The organism is Azospirillum picis, assembly GCF_017876115.1.
Lineage (GTDB): Bacteria > Pseudomonadota > Alphaproteobacteria > Azospirillales > Azospirillaceae > Azospirillum > Azospirillum picis.
On record NZ_JAGINO010000016.1, the window covers coordinates 83,863 to 100,508 of the forward strand.

The 16,646-nt window shown below is 70.1% G+C and carries 16 protein-coding genes; 8 read left to right on the top strand and 8 right to left on the bottom strand.

Annotated features, from left to right (window positions below; all coding sequences use genetic code 11):
- Positions 1-142 precede the first annotated feature (142 nt).
- Complete coding sequence (locus J2850_RS20155; RefSeq protein ID WP_209985324.1) at positions 143-838, top strand: response regulator; 696 nt, start codon at positions 143-145, stop codon at positions 836-838.
- A 27-nt stretch (positions 839-865) separates the two neighbouring features.
- Here J2850_RS20155 and J2850_RS20160 read toward each other — a convergent pair whose 3' ends face one another.
- The 4 genes from J2850_RS20160 to msrB form a co-directional block, all read right to left on the bottom strand.
- Complete coding sequence (locus tag J2850_RS20160; RefSeq protein WP_209985327.1) at positions 866-1,759, bottom strand: alpha/beta hydrolase; 894 nt, start codon at positions 1,757-1,759, stop codon at positions 866-868.
- A 22-nt stretch (positions 1,760-1,781) separates the two neighbouring features.
- Positions 1,782-2,408, bottom strand: coding sequence for a hypothetical protein (locus tag J2850_RS20165; RefSeq protein WP_209985330.1), 627 nt, complete (start codon positions 2,406-2,408; stop codon positions 1,782-1,784).
- Positions 2,409-2,418: 10 nt separating this feature from the next.
- A complete protein-coding gene (locus J2850_RS20170) occupies positions 2,419-2,982 on the bottom strand; it encodes a hypothetical protein (protein WP_209985333.1) in 564 nt (187 codons plus the stop codon).
- 233 nt (positions 2,983-3,215) lie between these two features.
- Positions 3,216-3,626, bottom strand: coding sequence for a peptide-methionine (R)-S-oxide reductase MsrB (gene msrB, locus J2850_RS20175; protein ID WP_209985336.1), 411 nt, complete (start codon positions 3,624-3,626; stop codon positions 3,216-3,218).
- A gap of 253 nt (positions 3,627-3,879) precedes the next feature.
- Here msrB and J2850_RS20180 point away from each other — a divergent pair, with 253 nt between their 5' ends.
- On the top strand, positions 3,880-5,073 hold the full coding sequence (locus tag J2850_RS20180) for a pentapeptide repeat-containing protein (RefSeq protein WP_209985339.1): 1,194 nt from the start codon (positions 3,880-3,882) through the stop codon (positions 5,071-5,073).
- A gap of 107 nt (positions 5,074-5,180) precedes the next feature.
- On the opposite strand, the gene J2850_RS20185 is transcribed toward J2850_RS20180, so the two are convergent.
- Complete coding sequence (locus J2850_RS20185; protein ID WP_209985343.1) at positions 5,181-6,176, bottom strand: BMP family lipoprotein; 996 nt, start codon at positions 6,174-6,176, stop codon at positions 5,181-5,183.
- A gap of 265 nt (positions 6,177-6,441) precedes the next feature.
- On the opposite strand from J2850_RS20185, the gene J2850_RS20190 reads away from it, so the two are divergent.
- From J2850_RS20190 to J2850_RS20200, 3 genes are all read left to right on the top strand, one after another.
- A complete protein-coding gene (locus J2850_RS20190; RefSeq protein WP_209985346.1) occupies positions 6,442-7,671 on the top strand; it encodes a Bcr/CflA family multidrug efflux MFS transporter in 1,230 nt (409 codons plus the stop codon).
- 106 nt (positions 7,672-7,777) lie between these two features.
- Positions 7,778-8,851: an ABC transporter substrate-binding protein gene (locus tag J2850_RS20195; RefSeq protein ID WP_209985349.1), complete on the top strand. Its 1,074-nt coding sequence runs from the start codon at positions 7,778-7,780 to the stop codon at positions 8,849-8,851.
- A gap of 5 nt (positions 8,852-8,856) precedes the next feature.
- Positions 8,857-9,180, top strand: coding sequence for a DsrE family protein (locus tag J2850_RS20200; protein WP_209985352.1), 324 nt, complete (start codon positions 8,857-8,859; stop codon positions 9,178-9,180).
- Between the two features lie 124 nt (positions 9,181-9,304).
- Here J2850_RS20200 and J2850_RS20205 read toward each other — a convergent pair whose 3' ends face one another.
- From J2850_RS20205 to J2850_RS20215, 3 genes are all read right to left on the bottom strand, one after another.
- A complete protein-coding gene (locus J2850_RS20205) occupies positions 9,305-10,384 on the bottom strand; it encodes a 4-(cytidine 5'-diphospho)-2-C-methyl-D-erythritol kinase (RefSeq protein ID WP_209985354.1) in 1,080 nt (359 codons plus the stop codon).
- A 116-nt stretch (positions 10,385-10,500) separates the two neighbouring features.
- Positions 10,501-11,055: an RBBP9/YdeN family alpha/beta hydrolase gene (locus tag J2850_RS20210; protein ID WP_209985357.1), complete on the bottom strand. Its 555-nt coding sequence runs from the start codon at positions 11,053-11,055 to the stop codon at positions 10,501-10,503.
- A 102-nt stretch (positions 11,056-11,157) separates the two neighbouring features.
- Positions 11,158-11,955 carry a class I SAM-dependent methyltransferase gene (locus J2850_RS20215; protein WP_209985361.1) on the bottom strand — a complete coding sequence of 266 codons (798 nt, stop codon included), beginning with the start codon at positions 11,953-11,955 and terminating at the stop codon, positions 11,158-11,160.
- A gap of 54 nt (positions 11,956-12,009) precedes the next feature.
- Between J2850_RS20215 and gloB the strand changes: the two genes are divergently transcribed.
- The 3 genes from gloB (at position 12,010) to J2850_RS20230 (ending at position 16,481) form a co-directional block, all read left to right on the top strand.
- The gene (gloB, locus tag J2850_RS20220) at positions 12,010-12,777 is read left to right on the top strand and encodes a hydroxyacylglutathione hydrolase (protein WP_209985364.1); all 768 of its coding nucleotides are present in this window, start codon (positions 12,010-12,012) and stop codon (positions 12,775-12,777) included.
- 49 nt (positions 12,778-12,826) lie between these two features.
- Positions 12,827-13,432, top strand: coding sequence for a glutathione S-transferase N-terminal domain-containing protein (locus J2850_RS20225; protein WP_246513271.1), 606 nt, complete (start codon positions 12,827-12,829; stop codon positions 13,430-13,432).
- Positions 13,433-13,865: 433 nt separating this feature from the next.
- Positions 13,866-16,481, top strand: coding sequence for a methyl-accepting chemotaxis protein (locus tag J2850_RS20230; RefSeq protein WP_246513273.1), 2,616 nt, complete (start codon positions 13,866-13,868; stop codon positions 16,479-16,481).
- The last annotated feature ends 165 nt before the right edge of the window (positions 16,482-16,646 follow it).

A 16,646-nucleotide genomic window follows, 5' to 3' on the forward strand; every position in this document is an offset into this window, starting at 1 on the left:
GAGCCGATAGCTTGCGGATGAAGCCCGTCCCGAAACAGGGGGCGGGCTTGGCCAGAGCTGTGGCGGATGGGCGGCGGCGGCCCCCGCACCCGGCTGAGAGGGCGGAGGACTGCTCCGCAGCGGGATTCCGGCGTGGGGGACAATGCACACGATCGCGGTGGTTGACGATGATCCCATCACCCGCGAGACGCTGAGGGCCTATCTGGAAGGCGAAGGCTACCGGGTGATGCTGGCCCGCGACGGCGACCAGTTGTCCGCCCTGCTGGCGCGTGCCAGGATCGACCTGCTGCTGCTCGACATCCGGCTGCCGGGCAAGGACGGGTTGGCGGTCACGCGGGACCTGCGCGCCAGTTCCAACATCGGCATCATCCTGATCACCGGGCGTTCGGACCGGATGGACCGCCTGATCGGGCTGGAACTCGGCGCCGACGATTACATCACCAAGCCCTTCGAGCCGCGCGAGATCCTGGCCCGCACCCGCAGCCTGCTGCGCCGTGTGGGCGGGCCGGCGAAGCCCGTCGGCGGACGCGTGAAGCGGTTCGACGGCTGGGAACTGCACCTCGACAAGCGCCGGCTGCGTGATCCCGGCGGTGGGGACGCGCGTCTGACCTCGGCCGAGTTCGACCTGCTGGCCGCCTTCGTCGAGCATCCCGGCCGGGTGCTGAGCCGCGACGACCTGCTGGACCTGACGCTGCGTGGGGACGCCGTTCCCTTCGACCGTTCCATCGACCGGCTGGTCCGCCGCCTGCGCCGCGTGGTGGAGCCGGACCCGGCGGAGCCCACCCGCATCGTCACCGTGCATGGCATGGGGTACATGTTCCAGGCTGCCGTGGATTGACCGGGTGCCCCCGGGCAGGCCCGCCGGTCAGCCCTCTGGCCGCCGGGGCGGTGACCGGAGGAAGGAGTCGACGTCCTCCAGCACCGGGGAGAACCAGCGCAGGGGGACGGCGAAGGATGCCAGGATGCCGACATGGCCCAGCCCCTCGTACTCCATCTCGCGCACGGGCACGCCCAGCCGGCGGGCCTTGGCCGCGAGGTTGCGGCTGTTGCGCGGCAGCACCGTTTCGTCGGCTGTTCCGGTGGCCAGGAACAGGGGCGGGGCGGCCTCGCCCAGATGGAGGATGGGCTGGGTATCGGGGCGCCGATCCTCAGGCCCGAACAGGTCCTTCAGCATGTCGCTCCGCAGGGGAAGGAAATCATAGGGGCCGGCCAGTCCGACCGCGGCGGCGAGGTCGCGGGCCGGGTCGAGTCCCTGTTCCGCCAGCCAGCGGGGATCCGCCGCCAGCATCACCGCGTTGTAGGCACCGGCCGAATGGCCCATCACCGCGACGGGACCGGGCCGCAGGCCATGCGCGGCGCCGTCGCGCCGCACCCAGGCGACTGCGGCGGCACAGTCGCGCAGGAAGTCTGGATAGCGCGCCTGCGGATAGAGGCGGTAGTCGGGAATGGCCACCGCATAGCCGCGGCTGGCCAGCGCCTGGGCGACGAACCGGTACATCCCCTTGTTTCCCGAGTCCCAGTTGCCGCCATAGAAGAACACCACCGGCGGGGCGTCCGGCAGCGGTCGGTCGGGGCGGTAGAGGTCGAGCCGGAGGCGCGGATCCGCGCCGAAGGCAAGATCGGCCGTCAGGCTGTAGCCGGAGCGCGGAGTCAGGGTGTCGACCAGGTCCGCGCCGGAACAGGCCATCAGCAGCGGCACGGCGAGAAGCGGGCGCAATGCCGCCAATGCTGCCCGGCCGGTCAGCCGGCGCCTCGGCACTGGAGGGAAGGGGCGCCTTTCCTCACGGCCGGGCCGGGGTGGCCCGGCGCTGCGGCCGTCCGGCAGGGGCGTTCTCCTCGGCCCGGCCCGGCATGCGGAAGGTGCTGAGCTCGGCGATGCGGTTGACCGAGAGGCCGCTCAGGCGGCACCCGGCCACCTCCAGGATCTCGAACCCGGCCTTGCGCGGATAGCGGGCGGACACCCGTTCGCGCGCGTCGCGCTCCCCATCGGCGGTCAGCAGGTAGCGGCGGATGCCCGTCCAGCCGCGATAGCCGCGCTGGTCGGCGAAGCTGACGCCGCCCGGGCTGTAGCGCACCGCCACCTCCCAGAAACGGCCGGGGCGCGGCTCGTTGCGGTCGAACACGAAGTAGCGGTCGAGCGGCGCGGCCTTCTTCTGGTCGAGTTCCAGGACCGCGGCCTGGAGGTCGCTTTCCGCCTTCTGCACCCGCCGTTCCAGCTCCGCCTGGGCCTGGATGAGTTGCCCATGGTCGGCCGCGACCTCTGCGACGTCCGCCGTCACCTCCTCCACCTTGTCCTTCAGCTTGGACATGGCGGCGCGGGTGAGCACGAGCTGCCTGCGCCAGTAGCGGTTGGACAGGACGGTCAGCACCATCAGGCCCAACGCGAAATAGAGCATCATCCCCGTCATGCCGGCCCCATCATGCCACTGCCGCCTCGGCTTCGGGGTCGGGAGCCAGGGCCAGCGGCACCACCGGCGAGCAGATCAGCCCGTTGCGCGTGCCGAAGCTGGCACGCACCGCGCCGTGCGCCTGGTCGGCCGAGGGCGCGATGATGTGCGCCACGTTCCGGTATTCCCAGATCTGGCGGGAAAAGATGATGTCCTTGCGGTCCAGCTCGTTGAAGTTGGGACCGACCCCGAGCTGGGACCAATAGACGTCGCCGTTGGAGTCCGGATCGCCCAGCTCGTGGACCAGTTCGATCTTGGAGAGTTCCAGCGCCCTCAGTTCGGTCTGCGCCTTCTGACGCCGGCCGGTGAACTCGGTCAGGCGGGCCTGCAGCGCCGTCAGGTCGGCGCGCTTGCGTTCCGTCTTCTGCCGCCATTCGGCCAGTGCATTGCGCTTCTTGTCATACAGGCGCTGGTTCATCGCCTCGCGCGTCTTCTCGGCGCTGACGCGGCCGACGTCGACGACGATCGACAGTCCGAGCGCCGCGGCGCTGGTGATGAGGAGCAGCATCCCCAGGAACTCGGCGGAAATGACCATTCGCCCTCCCCCACAATCCCGCGCCGGCGCCAGACGCCCGGTCGTCCCCATCGTGCCATGGGCGGGGGACGGCTGCGACAGCCCGCGGCAACCAGCCGCATGGGGAAAATCATACCATCGCGCGTGTTCGGAAGGATGCGGTTTCTCGGCGAATCCCCCGGGATTGCGCCTATTTTCGGAGGAGGCCATGACCGGATGGCCAGGACGGCGCACCCGGTCATAGTCCTAGCGGATCAGCCGGTCTTTTCCTCGCCGGCCGCCGGGACGAAGGTCATGGCGACGCCGTTCATGCAGAAACGCTTGCCGGTCGGCCGCGGCCCGTCGTCGAAGACATGGCCGAGATGGCCGTGGCAGCGGGCGCAATGCACCTCGGTGCGCGGATAGGCCAGTTTGTAGTCGGTGGAGGTTTCCACCGCTCCGGGCAGCGGATCCCAGAAGCTGGGCCAGCCCGACCCGCTCTCGTATTTGGTGTCGCTGGCATAGAGCGGCTGTCCGCAGCCGGCGCACACGTAGGTTCCCTGCCGCTTTTCATCGTTGAGCGGGCTGGAACCCGGATATTCGGTCGCATGCTCGCGCAGCACGCGGTACTGCGTCGGGCTCAGGCAGCATTTCCAGTCCTGTTCCGTCTTGTCCGAGTCGGCCATGCCGTCGGTCTCCCTCTCTGATGTCCCGTGATGTACCCGACTATATTGGTCGGCGATGGCGCTTGCCCAAGGCGCCGCCGCCGCGGATCACGATCCTGTGATGGATCGCTGCCGCCGCGGCGTACCGAACGTACGGTCTGCCAAAAGAATCTTGCGGAGCGGTGGGGCGGCCGCTTCCGGATTCCGGCCCGTTCCGGTAAAATCCGCAGCGCTGACAGTCTGGGGCAACCGGTCCGGGGCAGAGACGCGCCGCATGATGGAAGAACGCTACCTTCGCGCGGTTCGCGACGCCCTGGTGCGGCACCAGCAATGGCTCCTGCGCGACCCGGCTGGGCGCGGGCGGCGCGCCAATCTCAGCTTCTACGACCTGGGCGGGCTCGGGCTCAGCCGCATCAACCTGACGGGGGCGAAGCTGACCGGCGCCAGCCTCGCGAAGGCGCGGCTGGTCGGCACCATGCTGTCGAAGGCCGACCTTTACGGTGCCAATCTGGCGGGAGCCGACCTGACCGGCGCCCAGTTGCAGCATGCCGACCTGCGCGGTGCCCGGGTGGACGGCGCCCGGCTGCAGAGCGCCAACCTGCAGGGTGCCGACCTGCGTCGCGGGCTGGTGCTGGAGGCCGGGGAGTTCCGCGCCGCCGGGAACGCCGACGGCGCCACGACCTTCGTCGGCTGCAGCCTGTCGGGGGCGATCCTCACCGATTGCCGGATGGCGCAGTGCGACTTCTCCGGCAGCGACCTGTCGGGCGCCGATTTGACCGGGAGCGATCTCAGCGGAGCGATCCTGATCGGTGCGGACCTGACGGGGGCGACCATGCGCAAGGCGACGCTTGACGGCGTCCTGATGTGCGGCGCCCGCCTCGGCGACGAGTTGCGCATCGCGCTGGAGCGCCAGGGCGTCGATGTCGACGGCACCGGCATGACCACCACCGCCGCGCGGATGTCGGACCTGATCGCCGGCCACCAGATCTGGGTGGACAAGCTGGGCAAGGGCGGCGAGCGGGTCGAGCTGCAGCGCATCGACCTGCGCGGCTACAATTTCGCCAACCAGCTCCTGTGCGGGGCGGTCATGCGCTTCTGCGGCCTGCGCGGCGCCGATTTTTCCGGCGCCAAGCTGATGATGGCAGACCTGTCCTACAGCGACCTGCGCGATGCGGACTTCACCAGCGCCGACCTGTCCGGCTGCAACCTGGAGGGGGCGAACCTGGCGGGCGCCAAGCTGTGGCGGGCCAAGCTGCGCAAGGTGGATCTCAGCGGCGACGGCAGCCGGCTTTGGCCGACCAGCTTCGCCAGGGCGCGCCTCAACGGGGCCGACCTGCGCGATGCCAGCCTGGCCGGCGTGCTGCTGCACGGCACCGACCTGACGGCGATCAAGACCAGCTTCTCCACCCTGAAGGGCGCCGACCTGTCCGCGGCCCGCGGCTGGCAGCCTTGCGGAGCGACGGCATAGGCTGAGGCGGTGCCGGGGCGCGGCTGTATCCTGCGGCTGCGGTTCGTGAGCGGTTCCTCGGGGATGGACCGTCCGCCGGCCCGCAGGGTTGCCCGGTCACCGGTCCCTCACGACCCGTCGGTCACCGGGATGCGCCCGGAGACGATGCCGCGGCGGGCAGCCTCCGCCGCGTCGACCATGGCGGGGGTCAGCAGGGCGCGGTTGTTCTCGTCGACCGCATAGTCCATCCCGCCATCGGCCAGGCCGAGGGCCATCATGCCGGCAGTCCATCCGCCCTGGCGCGCCGCCTGGAAGCTCGATTCCACCGCGAGGTCGACACGCTTCAGCATCGAGGTCAGGATCGTGCCCGGGTACAGGTAGTTCTGGTTGCTGTCGACGCCGATGGCCAACCGTCCAGCCTCGTGCGCCGCGGCGAAGATGCCGAAGTTCGACACGCCGGCTCCGGCGAACACGACATCGGCACCGCGCTGGAACTGGCTGCGTGCCACCTCGGCGCCGGTTGTCGGGTCGTTGAAGGCATCCGGCGTGGTGCCGACGAAATTGACCAGGAGCTTCGCATCGGGACGGGCGTGGCGGACGCCCTGGTCGAATCCGGCGGAAAACTTGCGGATCAGCGGGATGTCGAGGGCGCCGATGAAGCCGACGGTCCCGGTCTTCGACGCCAGCGCCGCCAGCACCCCGACCAGGAAGGATCCCTCCTGCTCCTTGAAGGTGACGGAGCGGATGTTCGGCCCGTCCGCCAAGGCATCGATCAGGGTGAAGCGGACCGACGGGTGTGCCGGCGCCAGACGGGCCAAGGCTGCCGCGTAATAGAAGCCGATGGCCACGATGTCGGTCGCGCCGCGGCGCAGAAGTGCCGCCATGCCCTGTTCGAACTGCACCGGGCTGGAGGGGAGGAACTCCATGACCGGGATGCCGGTCGCCGCCTTCAGCCGCTCGCCGCCGGAAAACGCGCCTTCGTTGAAGCTCTTGTCGAACTTCTGGCCGGCGGCATAGAGCAGCGCCGGCCGGATCGTGTCTGCGCGTGAGCGGGCCGGAAAGGCGGTCAGTGTGGCACCGGCGGCACCGAGCAGCAGAAGCGACCGGCGTGACTGGTTCGGCATGGCGTTGCCCGGCCTTGAAGGAACCCGACGTGACAGGCCTATTGTTGGCACGCGGGCTCCGATCGGGCCAGAATTTTGTTGCGCTGCAACGGATTGCCCGCCGCGGAACGGCGCGGTCACGGACTGTTCGGCTTGTTGCATGGCGCGCACCGGTCAGGGCAGCCATGTCAAGACGTGACTTTGCCGCAGGCGGCGGACCGAGCAGCTTAAAGGCTGCGGACTCTGTCCGGCCGTTCCCCCGATTTCCAGTCATGCGGATTCCCTGATGCTCGCGCGCCTTGCCGCCGTCCGTTCCCGTTCGCCTGCCGAAAGCCCCTTCTTCATCGCCGCGCTGGGCGTGCTGATGTCGTTCGGCCCGATGGGGACCGACATGTATCTGCCCGGCATGCCGGCGATCGGCCGCGACCTGCATGTGCCGCAGGATCAGGTGCAATGGACCCTGTCCGCCTTCTTCCTGGGCTTCGGGCTGGGGCAGCTCCTGTGGGGGGCGCTTGGCGACCGGTTCGGCCGGCGGTTGCCGGTGGCGACCGGCATCCTGCTCTATGCCGTCGGCTGCGTCGGCTGCTCGCTGACCACCGACATCACCCATCTGGCGGCATGGCGGTTCGTCCAGGCGGTGGGCGCCTGCGCCGGTCCCGTGCTGGTCCGCGCGATGATCCGCGACGTGTTCCAGCGCGACCGCGCGGCCAGCGTGCTGTCGATGATGATGCTGGTGATGGGAGCGGCACCGATCATCGCGCCGCTGATCGGCGGCCAGATCCTGATCTGGGCGAACTGGCGCTGGATCTTCTGGGCGCAGGCCGCCTTCGGGCTCATCGCCCTGCTGGCGCTCGCCTCGCTGCCGGAGACCCATCCGCCGGCGCGCCGCGGAAGCCTGCGGCCGATGGTGCTGCTGGGCTCCTACCGCACGCTGCTGACCGATCGCCGCTATCTCGGCTATGCGGTGGGGTCGTCCTTCATCTATGCCGGCATGTTCGCCTTCATCTCCGGCTCGCCCTTCGTCTACATCGACCTGTTCGGGGTGAGGCCGGAGAATTACGGCTTCCTCTTCGGCCTCAACATCGTCGGCATGATCATCATCAACACCATCAACAGCCGGGCCGTGATGCGGTTCGGGTCGGACGTGATGCTGCGGATGGGGGTCTGGCTGTCGGCGGCCAGCGGCATCCTGCTGGTCGCCTGCGTGTCCGGCGGCTGGGGCGGCTTGTGGGGGCTGGTCGGCTGCCTGTTCCTGTTCATGGCGCTGACGGGCTTCTGCTTCGCCAACTCCATGGCCGGGGCCTTGCAGTCCTTCCCGCAGATCGCCGGCACCGCCTCGGCACTTGCAGGGATGCTGCAGTTCAGCAGCGGCGCGTTGTCGGGCTGGGTGGTCGGCGTGATGGCCGACGGCACCGCCATGCCGATGGCCGCGGTGATCGGCGGCGCGGCGCTGGTCAGCCTCGCTCTCAACCTGTGGCTGGTGCGTCCGGTGCGCCGGATCCAGGCCGCGGAATAATCCAGCAAGAAATTATTGTTGTTCTTCGACGCGGCTTGCGCCGCATCGCGTGAATTGAGTTTTCCGGCGGCGCGCTCTACGCTGCGCGCCAAAGGGAGACACGCACATGCCGCCGACCACGCCGCCGAAGCACCGCCCCATCCTGACCCGCCGACAGATCCTGGCATCCGCCGCCGGCGCCGCTGCCCTGGCGCTGCCGCCAGCCGTGGCTCTGTCGCTGGCCCGGCCGGCCCTGGGCGCCACCGCACTGCGCGTCGGCTACATTCCCATCATTCCGATGACGCAGCTCTATGTGCTGATGGGTGAGGGCTGGGCGAAGGATGCCGGCCTCGACCTGCGGACCACCAGCTTCCAGTCGGGACCGGCGATGATCCAGGGGTTGGCCTCCGGCACGCTGGACGTCGCCTATGTCGGCATCGGCCCGGCGATGATTGCGCGCTCGAAAGGGGTGAAGCTGAAGGTGGTGGCCGCCAACGTCATCGATCAGGTGGCGCTGATCGGCCGCGGTCCGCTGGTGAAGGCGATCACCGGCGCCGCCGCCCCGGCCGTCGGGTTCAAGGCGTTCCGTGCCGCCAACGGGCGGCCGGCCAAGATCGGCTCGCTGCCGTCCGGCTCGGTCCCCGACACTGTGCTGCGGTACTGGATGCAGGAAATCGCCCGCATCGCCCCTGACGACATCGAGATCGTCGGGATGGGCGAGCAGCCGCTGCAGCAGGCGCTGCTGACGGGTGCCGTCGACGGCGCTTCGATCCTGGAGCCGACGCTGACCCTGGTGCAGGACCGCCTGCCGGATGCGGCGATCGTCGCCAAGGCCGGCACGATGTTCCCCAGGCAGCCGGGGGCGGTGCTGGCGGTGACCGAGGATGCCATCGCCAACAACCGGGCCGCCGTCCAGGAGCTGGTCAAGCTGCACATCCGCGCCACAGCCTTCGCCAAGTCCGATCCGGGGCGTACCGCGGAGCTGGTGACGGCCGCCATCGGCAAGGGGCTGGTCGAACAGGAGGTGATGCTGAAGGCCCTGACGTCCGACGCGACGACCTTCGTCGACGACCCGCGTGCCATCCTGGACTCCACCAAGCAGATGCAGGCGTTCCAGCAGACGCTGGGCCAGATCACCGACTCCGTCAATGTCGACGGACTGTTCGACCTTTCCTTCCACGACGCCGCGAGCGGAAAGTGACAGCCATGAGCGACGATACCGGCACCGGTCGCATGCCCCTGCGGCTGGTCATCCACGCGCCGACCCCGGCGGCGCTGGAACGGGCTCGCAACAACGCCCGCAACCTGTTGAAGGCACGGCCGGACGCCGAGGTGCGGATCGTCGTCAATGCCGGCGCGGTCGCGGCGGCGCTCGACACCCCCGACGGCGACACCGATGGGCTGCTGCGGGTTTGCGGCAACACGCTGGGCAGGCTCGGCCGCAGTGCCGGCGGCCTGACGGTGGTCGCCGCCGGCGTGCTCGACATCGCCGAGGCGCAGGCGGCCGGCTGGGGCTACATGCGGGCCTGAATGGCGACCGCCCCGCCGCGCCTTAGAGTCCATCTGGTGCTTTTTGAGGCACCAGACAGACTCTTAGTTTTTGGTCTTCCGTGTGATTCACGTTTCAAGCGATACCGCTTGAAACGATCACACTCTAGCCCACGCCCCATCCTCCGGTATCGGGGAAGGGCGCGGCCGGCGGCGGCAGCGCTGCCGTGGCATCGGGTGTGATGCCACGGGGCAGCGCCGGCGCGTCGGCGGGCGCGGGACGCAGGCGCGTCGCCCTGACCCACCAGCGCGGTTCGGCCGCCGCGATGGCCGCTGCTGCGGCCTCGGCGGCCACCGCCGTTGCGTAGAGCCCGAAGGCGGTGGCACCGCTGCCGGACAGGCGGGCCAGCAGGCAGCCGGCGCTGCGCTCCAGCGCCGCCAGCACGTCGGCGATCACCGGCGCGACGGTCAGCGCCGGGGCGGTCAGGTCGTTGCCGCGCTCGGCGAGACGGGCGGCGAGGCCGGCGGCGTCGGTCGGCCGGCTGGAGAAGCGGGCTGGGGCAGAGAAGCCGGCGCCGCTCGCCGCCCGCGCCTTGAACACGGCCGGCGTGGGGACCGGCACGCCGGGATTGGCGAGCACGACATGGGTTTCCGGCAGCTCGGGCGCCTCGTCCAGGAGATCGCCGATGCCGCCGAAGTAGCAGCTCCGGCCGGCGACGCAGACCGGCACGTCGGCGCCCAGCCCGGCGGCGACCGCGAATAGTGACGGGTCGTCGGCCGGCACCCCCCACAGCCGCGCCAGCGCCCGTAGGCAGGCCGCCGCGTCCGCCGAGCCGCCGCCGATGCCGGAGGCGACCGGCAGCGCCTTGGACAGGGCGATCATCACGTCCGCCTCCCGTCCGAGGCGCCGGGCCAGGGCATGAGCGGCACGGATCACGAGGTTGGTCGCCGGATTCTCCCCCATCAGCGCCGTGCCGAAGGGGCCGGAGATCGTCAGTCGCGGCCCCGGCTGCGGCAGCCCGGCGCCGCGCAGCGCCACCCGGGCCGCTCCCGGAGCAAGCGTGATGGTATCGCCGAACTCGGCGAAGGCGACGAGGCTGTCGAGTTCATGATAGCCGTCGGCACGCCGTCCGGTGACATGAAGGTAGAGATTCAGCTTGGCCGGCGCGGCCTCGACGATGGGAGTGCCAGTGGAGTTGCCAGTGGAGGTGCCGGTGGAGGTGTCGGTCAGGGGGGCCGATGCCATGGGTTCCGATCCGATGGAGCGCGACGACGGCCCTTCTCTCGCACCGATCCTCCGGAGCGGCAAGAGAGGATGCGCCAGGAGAGGATGCCGCAGCAGAGGATGTTGCCGGTGGCCCGTCAGAGCGACGCCGCCAGTTCCTTCACCAGGGCCTCGCCCATCGGCCAGGGACCATGGCCGCTGGCGGGGTTGATGTGGCCGGCATCGCCGGCGTCGATGAAGTCGGCACCCCACAGCGCCGCGAAGGCGCAGGCCCGCGCCGCGGGGCAGTAGGGATCGTTGCGGCTGCCGACGACCAGGGCCGGGAAGGGCAGGGGGGCGGTCGGCACCGGGGCGAAGCCGTGCACCTCCGGTGGGGTGTGGTCGGGCGATTCGACATCGGGCGGGGCGACCAGGAGGGCGGCCGCAACCTTGCCGGTCGTCGCATCCGTCGCCGTGGCGGCCCAATGCGCGACCAGGATGCAGGCCAGGCTGTGGGCGACCAGGACCACCTGGCCGGGAGCCGCCCGGACCGCCTCGTCCAAACGAGACGACCAGTCTTCCAGGGCCGGCGCATCCCAGTTCCCGAACTGCACGCGGGACAGTGCCGGCAGACGGTCCTGAAGCCAGCTCTGCCAGTGCTCGGGTCCGGAATTGCCCAAGCCCGGAAGGATCAGGACGGCAGGCTGCGTCATTCTTTCAACCCCGTGATCGTGTCCGTCGCGCAAGGTATCAGCCTGCCGGTACGGGGCAAGCGGGTGCGTCGACCGGCCGCCGCTTGCCCGGCGGTGCTGCGCTCAGACCGGCGGACAGGACTGGGTGTTCGGCGGCTCGCCGCCGGTGCGGGCGTTGCTGCTGCGCGCGGCGGGCGCTACACCGCCCGGCAGCGGCACGATCAGCCGCCGCTTGACCGGTTGCTGCGCGGCGCGGCGCGACACCCCGGCGAAGATCTGCTTGGATGCCTCGATCATCGTCACGCCGGCGAACGCCTTGAACCAGCGCCCGCCGACCTCCTCCCACGCCGGTGCGGTCTTCTGCAGGAAGTGCGAGCGGAGCGGGGGGATGAACAGGGCGTGGCCGGTGCGCTCCGGCACGAACATGGTGTCGCGCAGAACCTGCTTCAGTTGCGAGGCCGAATAGGGAAAGCCGTGGCCGAACGGCGTCCAGTCGGCGCGTGCCCACAGGCCGCGGCGGTTGGGCACCACCGCCAGGACCCTGCCGCCACCGGCCAGGACCCGCCAGATTTCCCGCATCATCGGGCGGAGCTGCTCTGTGCCCTCCAGGCCATGGACCAGCAGCACGCGGTCGATGGTGTTGTCGCCGAAGGGAAGGTCCGCCTCGTCGCCGAGGGCCACCATGCCCGGCCCTTCCACCGGCCAGAAGCTGACGCCCTGGCTGGCCGGCATCACCGCCATCACGCGGTCGGCTTCGCCGATGAAGGGGCGCAGGTACGGCGTGGTGAAGCCGACGCCGAGGACGATCTGGTCGCGCAGGTCCGGCCAGATCTGGCGGATGCGGCGACGGATCATCCGCTGGGCGGTCCTGCCCAATCCGGACTCGTAGAACTCCCTCAGATCGACGATATCGGTGTACATGGTATCCCAGCGTAACACGGGTTTCGTATCGCAACAGCAGGGGAGTCCGCTGCCGTGGAGGTCATTCTCGTTCCGGCTTTCGCCGACAACTATATCTATGTGCTGCGCGACGCGGCATCCGGCAAGGTCGGCGTGGTCGATCCGGGAGAGGCAGGCCCGGTTCAGGCAGCGTTGGAGCGTCGCGGCTGGACGCTGACCCACATCCTGCTCACCCACCACCACGACGACCATATCGGCGGCGCCGCGGAACTGAAGGCGCGGTATCGTGCCACGGTGATCGGTGCCCGGGCCGACGCGCACCGCATCCCCGATCTCGACGTCGCGCTCGGCGACGGCGACCGAACCATGTTCGGCGAACAGACGGCGCGCGTGATGGCGGTGCCCGGCCATACCAGCGGCCACATCGCCTTCTGGTTCGAGGGAGCCGAGTCGCTGTTTTGCGGCGATACCCTGTTCTCGCTGGGCTGCGGCCGCCTCTTCGAGGGAACCCCGGCCCAGATGTGGCAGTCCCTGCAGGACCTGCGCGCCCTCTCGCCGTCGACGCGGATCTATTGCGGGCATGAATACACCCTGTCCAACGGCCGTTTCGCATTGACGGTCGACCCCGACAACGGCGCCCTGCGCGAGAGAATGGATGAGGTCACGGCATTGCGGGACCGCGGCCAGCCGACCATTCCCACCACGATCGGGCTGGAACGCCGCACCAACCCGTTCCTGCGCGCCGACGATCCCGCCGTGCAGGCGGCGGTCGGGATGGCCGGCGTCCCGGCGGTGGAGGTATTCGCCGAACTGCGCCGCCGCAAGGACCATTTCCGCGGGTGAGGACCACCCAACCCCGCCGACACTCGCGATCCACAGGAAGGAAAAGCCGATGATGAAGCTGCGCTGGAGCGCCACTTCGCCCTATGTGCGCAAAGTGATGATGGTGGTGATCGAACGTGGGTTGGCGGATCTGGTGGAACGGGTTCCCACCGATCCCTGGTCGGCGGACACCGACCTGCCGGAGGACAATCCCCTGGGGAAGGTCCCGGCCCTGACGCTGGAGACGGGAACCACGCTGTTCGACAGCCCGGTGATCGTCGAGTATCTCGATTCGCTGGGAGATCGGCCGCCGCTGCTGCCACCCGCCGGCCCGGCCCGCTGGGCGGCGCTGCGCCTCCAGGCGGTTGCCGACGGCATCTGCGACGCGGCGATCCTGCGCCGGCTGGAGGCGCAGCGTCCTGACGGGGAGAAGTCCGCCACCTGGATGGAGCGCCAGCGCCGCGCGGTCGCCCGTGCACTCGACCTGCTGGAATCCGAAGCGCCGAGCCTGGACGGCGACCTGACCATCGGCACGCTGTCGGTGCTGGTGGCGCTTGGCTACCTCGATTTCCGCTTCGGGCACGAGGATTGGCGCGCCGGACGGCCGGCGCTTGCCGCATGGCACGAAGCGGCGGCGGACCGCGACAGCGTCCGCGCGACGGCGCCGCCGGCGTAAGGTCCGGGGCTGGTTTTCCGGGAGCGGCCTTCAAAGCCTTCCGGCACAGCCGGCCAGTTCCCGGGCCGGCTGTGCCGCAGTGCCTCGCGTGACTATAGTGCGCTCGGCTTAGAGGAAAGGTGAAGTCCAGGCAGGCCCCGGACCGTCTTCCGAAGCACAAATATCCCGAACGGCAAGCAATCCGCGGCTGAAATTCCCTGGGGCGGGGACCAAGTCGCCGTCGGCTGCATTTACATTTCATTCACCATGAGCGGCCGCGCATCTCCCTGCGATGCCCATGCTCCGCCACGCGCGACATCGCTTCGATTGTGCGTCGCGAAAACTTCATCGAACCGTCACCGATTCATGCAAACAGAGGCGCTACCCATGGCGTGGCCGGCATGCGGAGAACCGCAAGGCCGGTTCCGCGAACCTTCAGCCACGGGTGGCCCACATGGCAGAGCGCATCGACCCGCGCCGGCGGTCCGGCATCAAGTCGAAGATGCTGATCGCCTTCGGTACCGTGGCGGCCCTGCCCTGCATCGCCGCCGTGGTCGGCTGGATGTCCTACGGGGCGGTCAAGGACCATGTCGCCGACATCACCGGCACGCAGGTTCCGGTGCTGAGCGCCGCGCACGGGCTGGCCACCACCACCGCCCGGGTGCTGGCGATCGGGCCGCTGATCGATGCGGCCTCGTCCGACGCGGATCTCGCCCGGCTTCGCGGCGAGGCCGACGCGCAACGCACCGGGCTGGACGCGCAACTCGCCAGGCTTGCCGGCGGCTATGCCGTTCCGGAAGCCGCGGGCGCCGCCCGGATCGCGGAGCTGACGACAACCGCGCGCTCGCTGCTCGGCACCGTCGACGCGCTGGGGGCGGCCACCGGCCGCCGCCTGGCGCTTCAGGAGCGGCGCAGCGCCCGGCTGGCCGAGCTGAGCGAGATCCATGCCCGGCTGCTTGCCGCCCTGAGACCTGACATGCAGGCCTCGCGCGAGCAGTTGGCCAACGCCATCGCCGCCATGGTCGAGGCGACGTCCCAATCCTCCGCCGCCATCGGCGGTGAACTCGGCCAGACCGTCATCCCGCTGTTCCAGTTGCGCGGGGCCGCCTCGGCGCTGACCAAGTCGCTGTTGATCGGCGCCTTCGAGACCGACCGTTCCAAGGTGATGTCGCTGTCGACCGACTTCGACTCGGCGGCATCCGACCTGCAGGGGGCGCTGCGCCCGCTCGCCCGGAGCGAGGCCGCGGCCCCGGTGATCGCGGCGATGAACGAGCTTGCGGCCTATGGCGGCGATGGCGAGCAGAACGTCTACATGCGCCGCGTGCGCCAGCTCGACCCGACCGTCCCGCAGGCGGAAGCCCGCGCGATCGCCAACGGGCTGGCGGCCAGCGTCGACGACATCGTCCGGCTCGACCGCGACGCCAGCACCCGCATGCTGCCGCTGATGCTGAACTCGCGCAGCCGCATCGCCGAGGCCGGCGGCGCCATCGAGACGCGCATGCAGGACCTGTCGACCAGCGTCGTGCCGGCGGCGCAGCAGCGCTACACCATCCTGAGCGGCCTGATGGCCGATGCCAACCTGCTGGCGGGAAAGCTGGCGGAAGCCGGCAACGCGGAAACCCCCGCTCGGCTGGCGGCACTCCGCCGCACGCTCGACCCGCTCGCGGAGGGGATGCGCAAGACCTTGGGCGAGGCGGGTGGCGATCTCGGCGATGCGGTCCCCACCCTGGCGGCGGCGCTGCTCGCGGCAGGGTTCGGCGACGACGGCATCCTGGCGCTGCGCGGCGGCGAGCTGGCGGCCTATGCCGAGAACGCCAGCCTGATCGACGGCAATCGCCGCACCGGCGCCGCCTTGACCGCCATGGTCGACGAACTGGTCCAGTCGGCCGAGCATGCCACCGTCGAGGGCGCCGCGGCGGCCCACGCCGCGCTCGAGCGCACCAACGACGTCCAGATCCTGCTGGCCAGTTCCGGCGTGCTGCTGGCCGGCCTGATCGTCACCCTCTATGTCGGGCGCCGCGTGGTCGGCCGGATGGAGGCGCTGGCCGCGGCCATGCGCCGGGTTGCCGCCGGAGACCTCGCGGTGGACCTTAAGGCCGTCGGCAACGACGAGATCACCGACATGGCGGCGGCCCTCGACGTCTTCATCGCCAACGCCCGCTCGATGGACGAGGCGCGCGAGAAGGTCGAGGTGGAGCGGCGCAACGCCGCGTCGGCCCGCCGCACCAGCATGCTGGAGATCGCCGACCAGTTCGAGCGCAACGTGCTGAGCAGCGTGGAGACGCTGGCCGAGGCGGCCCGCGTGATGGCGGCACGGGCCCGGTCGCTGACCGACATCGCGGCCAACGCCAACGAGCGCGCTGACGCTGCGATGCAGCTCTCGGGCGAGATGGCGGCCGGCATCCAGCAGGTGGCGACCGCCGCGGCGGAGATTTCCCAGTCCATTACCGAGATCAGCCGCCGCACCGGCGAGTCGGCCCGCATCATCGGCGACACCGCGGCCGGCGCCGAACAGGTGAAGGCGACGGTGGCCGGCCTTTCGGCGACCGCCGGCGAGATCGGGGCCGTGGTCGGGCTGATCGACGAGATCGCCGGCCAGACCAACCTGCTGGCGCTGAACGCCACCATCGAGGCGGCCCGAGCCGGCGAGGCGGGAAAAGGCTTCGCCGTGGTGGCTGGCGAGGTCAAGGCGCTGGCCGGCCAGACCGCCCAGGCAACCTCCGAGATCGCCCGGCAGATCGCCGCGACGCAAAGCGCCAGCCGCCAGACCGCCGATGTCGTCGCCACCATGACCGGCAGCGTCCAGCGCATCGAATCGAACGCCTCGGCCATTGCCGCGGCGGTGGAGGAGCAGGCGACCATCACGTCGAGCATCGTCGACAGCACGCACCGGGTCGCGGTCGGAACGCAGGCGGCGTCGGACCATGTCGCCGGCCTGTCGGAGGCCGCGGCCAAGGTGCGAGCCCAGGCCGGGGACGTGCTGCAGGTCGCCGAAGGCCTGTCTCACGAGGCGACCAGCCTCGGGTCGGCGGTCAATCTCTTCCTTCAGGAAATCCGTGCTGCACGCTGAGCGTGCAGGCGTGAGCAGGGTGGGTCGGTTTCATAAAACTGACACGTAAACAAAACAAACCCGTCACCGGCGGTGGCTATGGTCACCGCGACGGAGAAGGCGGGTCGCGCCGTCCGGCCCAGGCCGGGCACTCATCAAACCCGACGACAACGTCCAAACCTATCG

What these genes read in the sequence shown, in the direction of transcription:
- J2850_RS20155 (WP_209985324.1), top strand. Translation starts at nt 143, where the DNA reads ATGCACACGATCGCGGTGGTTGACGATGATCCCATCACCCGCGAGACG.
- J2850_RS20205 (WP_209985354.1), bottom strand. Translation starts at nt 10,384, where the DNA reads ATGGCATCGGCCCCCCTGACCGACACCTCCACCGGCACCTCCACTGGC.
- J2850_RS20190 (WP_209985346.1), top strand. Translation starts at nt 6,442, where the DNA reads ATGCTCGCGCGCCTTGCCGCCGTCCGTTCCCGTTCGCCTGCCGAAAGC.
- J2850_RS20230 (WP_246513273.1), top strand. Translation starts at nt 13,866, where the DNA reads ATGGCAGAGCGCATCGACCCGCGCCGGCGGTCCGGCATCAAGTCGAAG.
- J2850_RS20225 (WP_246513271.1), top strand. Translation starts at nt 12,827, where the DNA reads ATGATGAAGCTGCGCTGGAGCGCCACTTCGCCCTATGTGCGCAAAGTG.
- J2850_RS20180 (WP_209985339.1), top strand. Translation starts at nt 3,880, where the DNA reads ATGATGGAAGAACGCTACCTTCGCGCGGTTCGCGACGCCCTGGTGCGG.
- J2850_RS20195 (WP_209985349.1), top strand. Translation starts at nt 7,778, where the DNA reads ATGCCGCCGACCACGCCGCCGAAGCACCGCCCCATCCTGACCCGCCGA.
- J2850_RS20165 (WP_209985330.1), bottom strand. Translation starts at nt 2,408, where the DNA reads ATGACGGGGATGATGCTCTATTTCGCGTTGGGCCTGATGGTGCTGACC.
- J2850_RS20210 (WP_209985357.1), bottom strand. Translation starts at nt 11,055, where the DNA reads ATGACGCAGCCTGCCGTCCTGATCCTTCCGGGCTTGGGCAATTCCGGA.
- msrB (WP_209985336.1), bottom strand. Translation starts at nt 3,626, where the DNA reads ATGGCCGACTCGGACAAGACGGAACAGGACTGGAAATGCTGCCTGAGC.
- J2850_RS20185 (WP_209985343.1), bottom strand. Translation starts at nt 6,176, where the DNA reads ATGCCGAACCAGTCACGCCGGTCGCTTCTGCTGCTCGGTGCCGCCGGT.
- J2850_RS20200 (WP_209985352.1), top strand. Translation starts at nt 8,857, where the DNA reads ATGAGCGACGATACCGGCACCGGTCGCATGCCCCTGCGGCTGGTCATC.
- J2850_RS20170 (WP_209985333.1), bottom strand. Translation starts at nt 2,982, where the DNA reads ATGGTCATTTCCGCCGAGTTCCTGGGGATGCTGCTCCTCATCACCAGC.
- J2850_RS20215 (WP_209985361.1), bottom strand. Translation starts at nt 11,955, where the DNA reads ATGTACACCGATATCGTCGATCTGAGGGAGTTCTACGAGTCCGGATTG.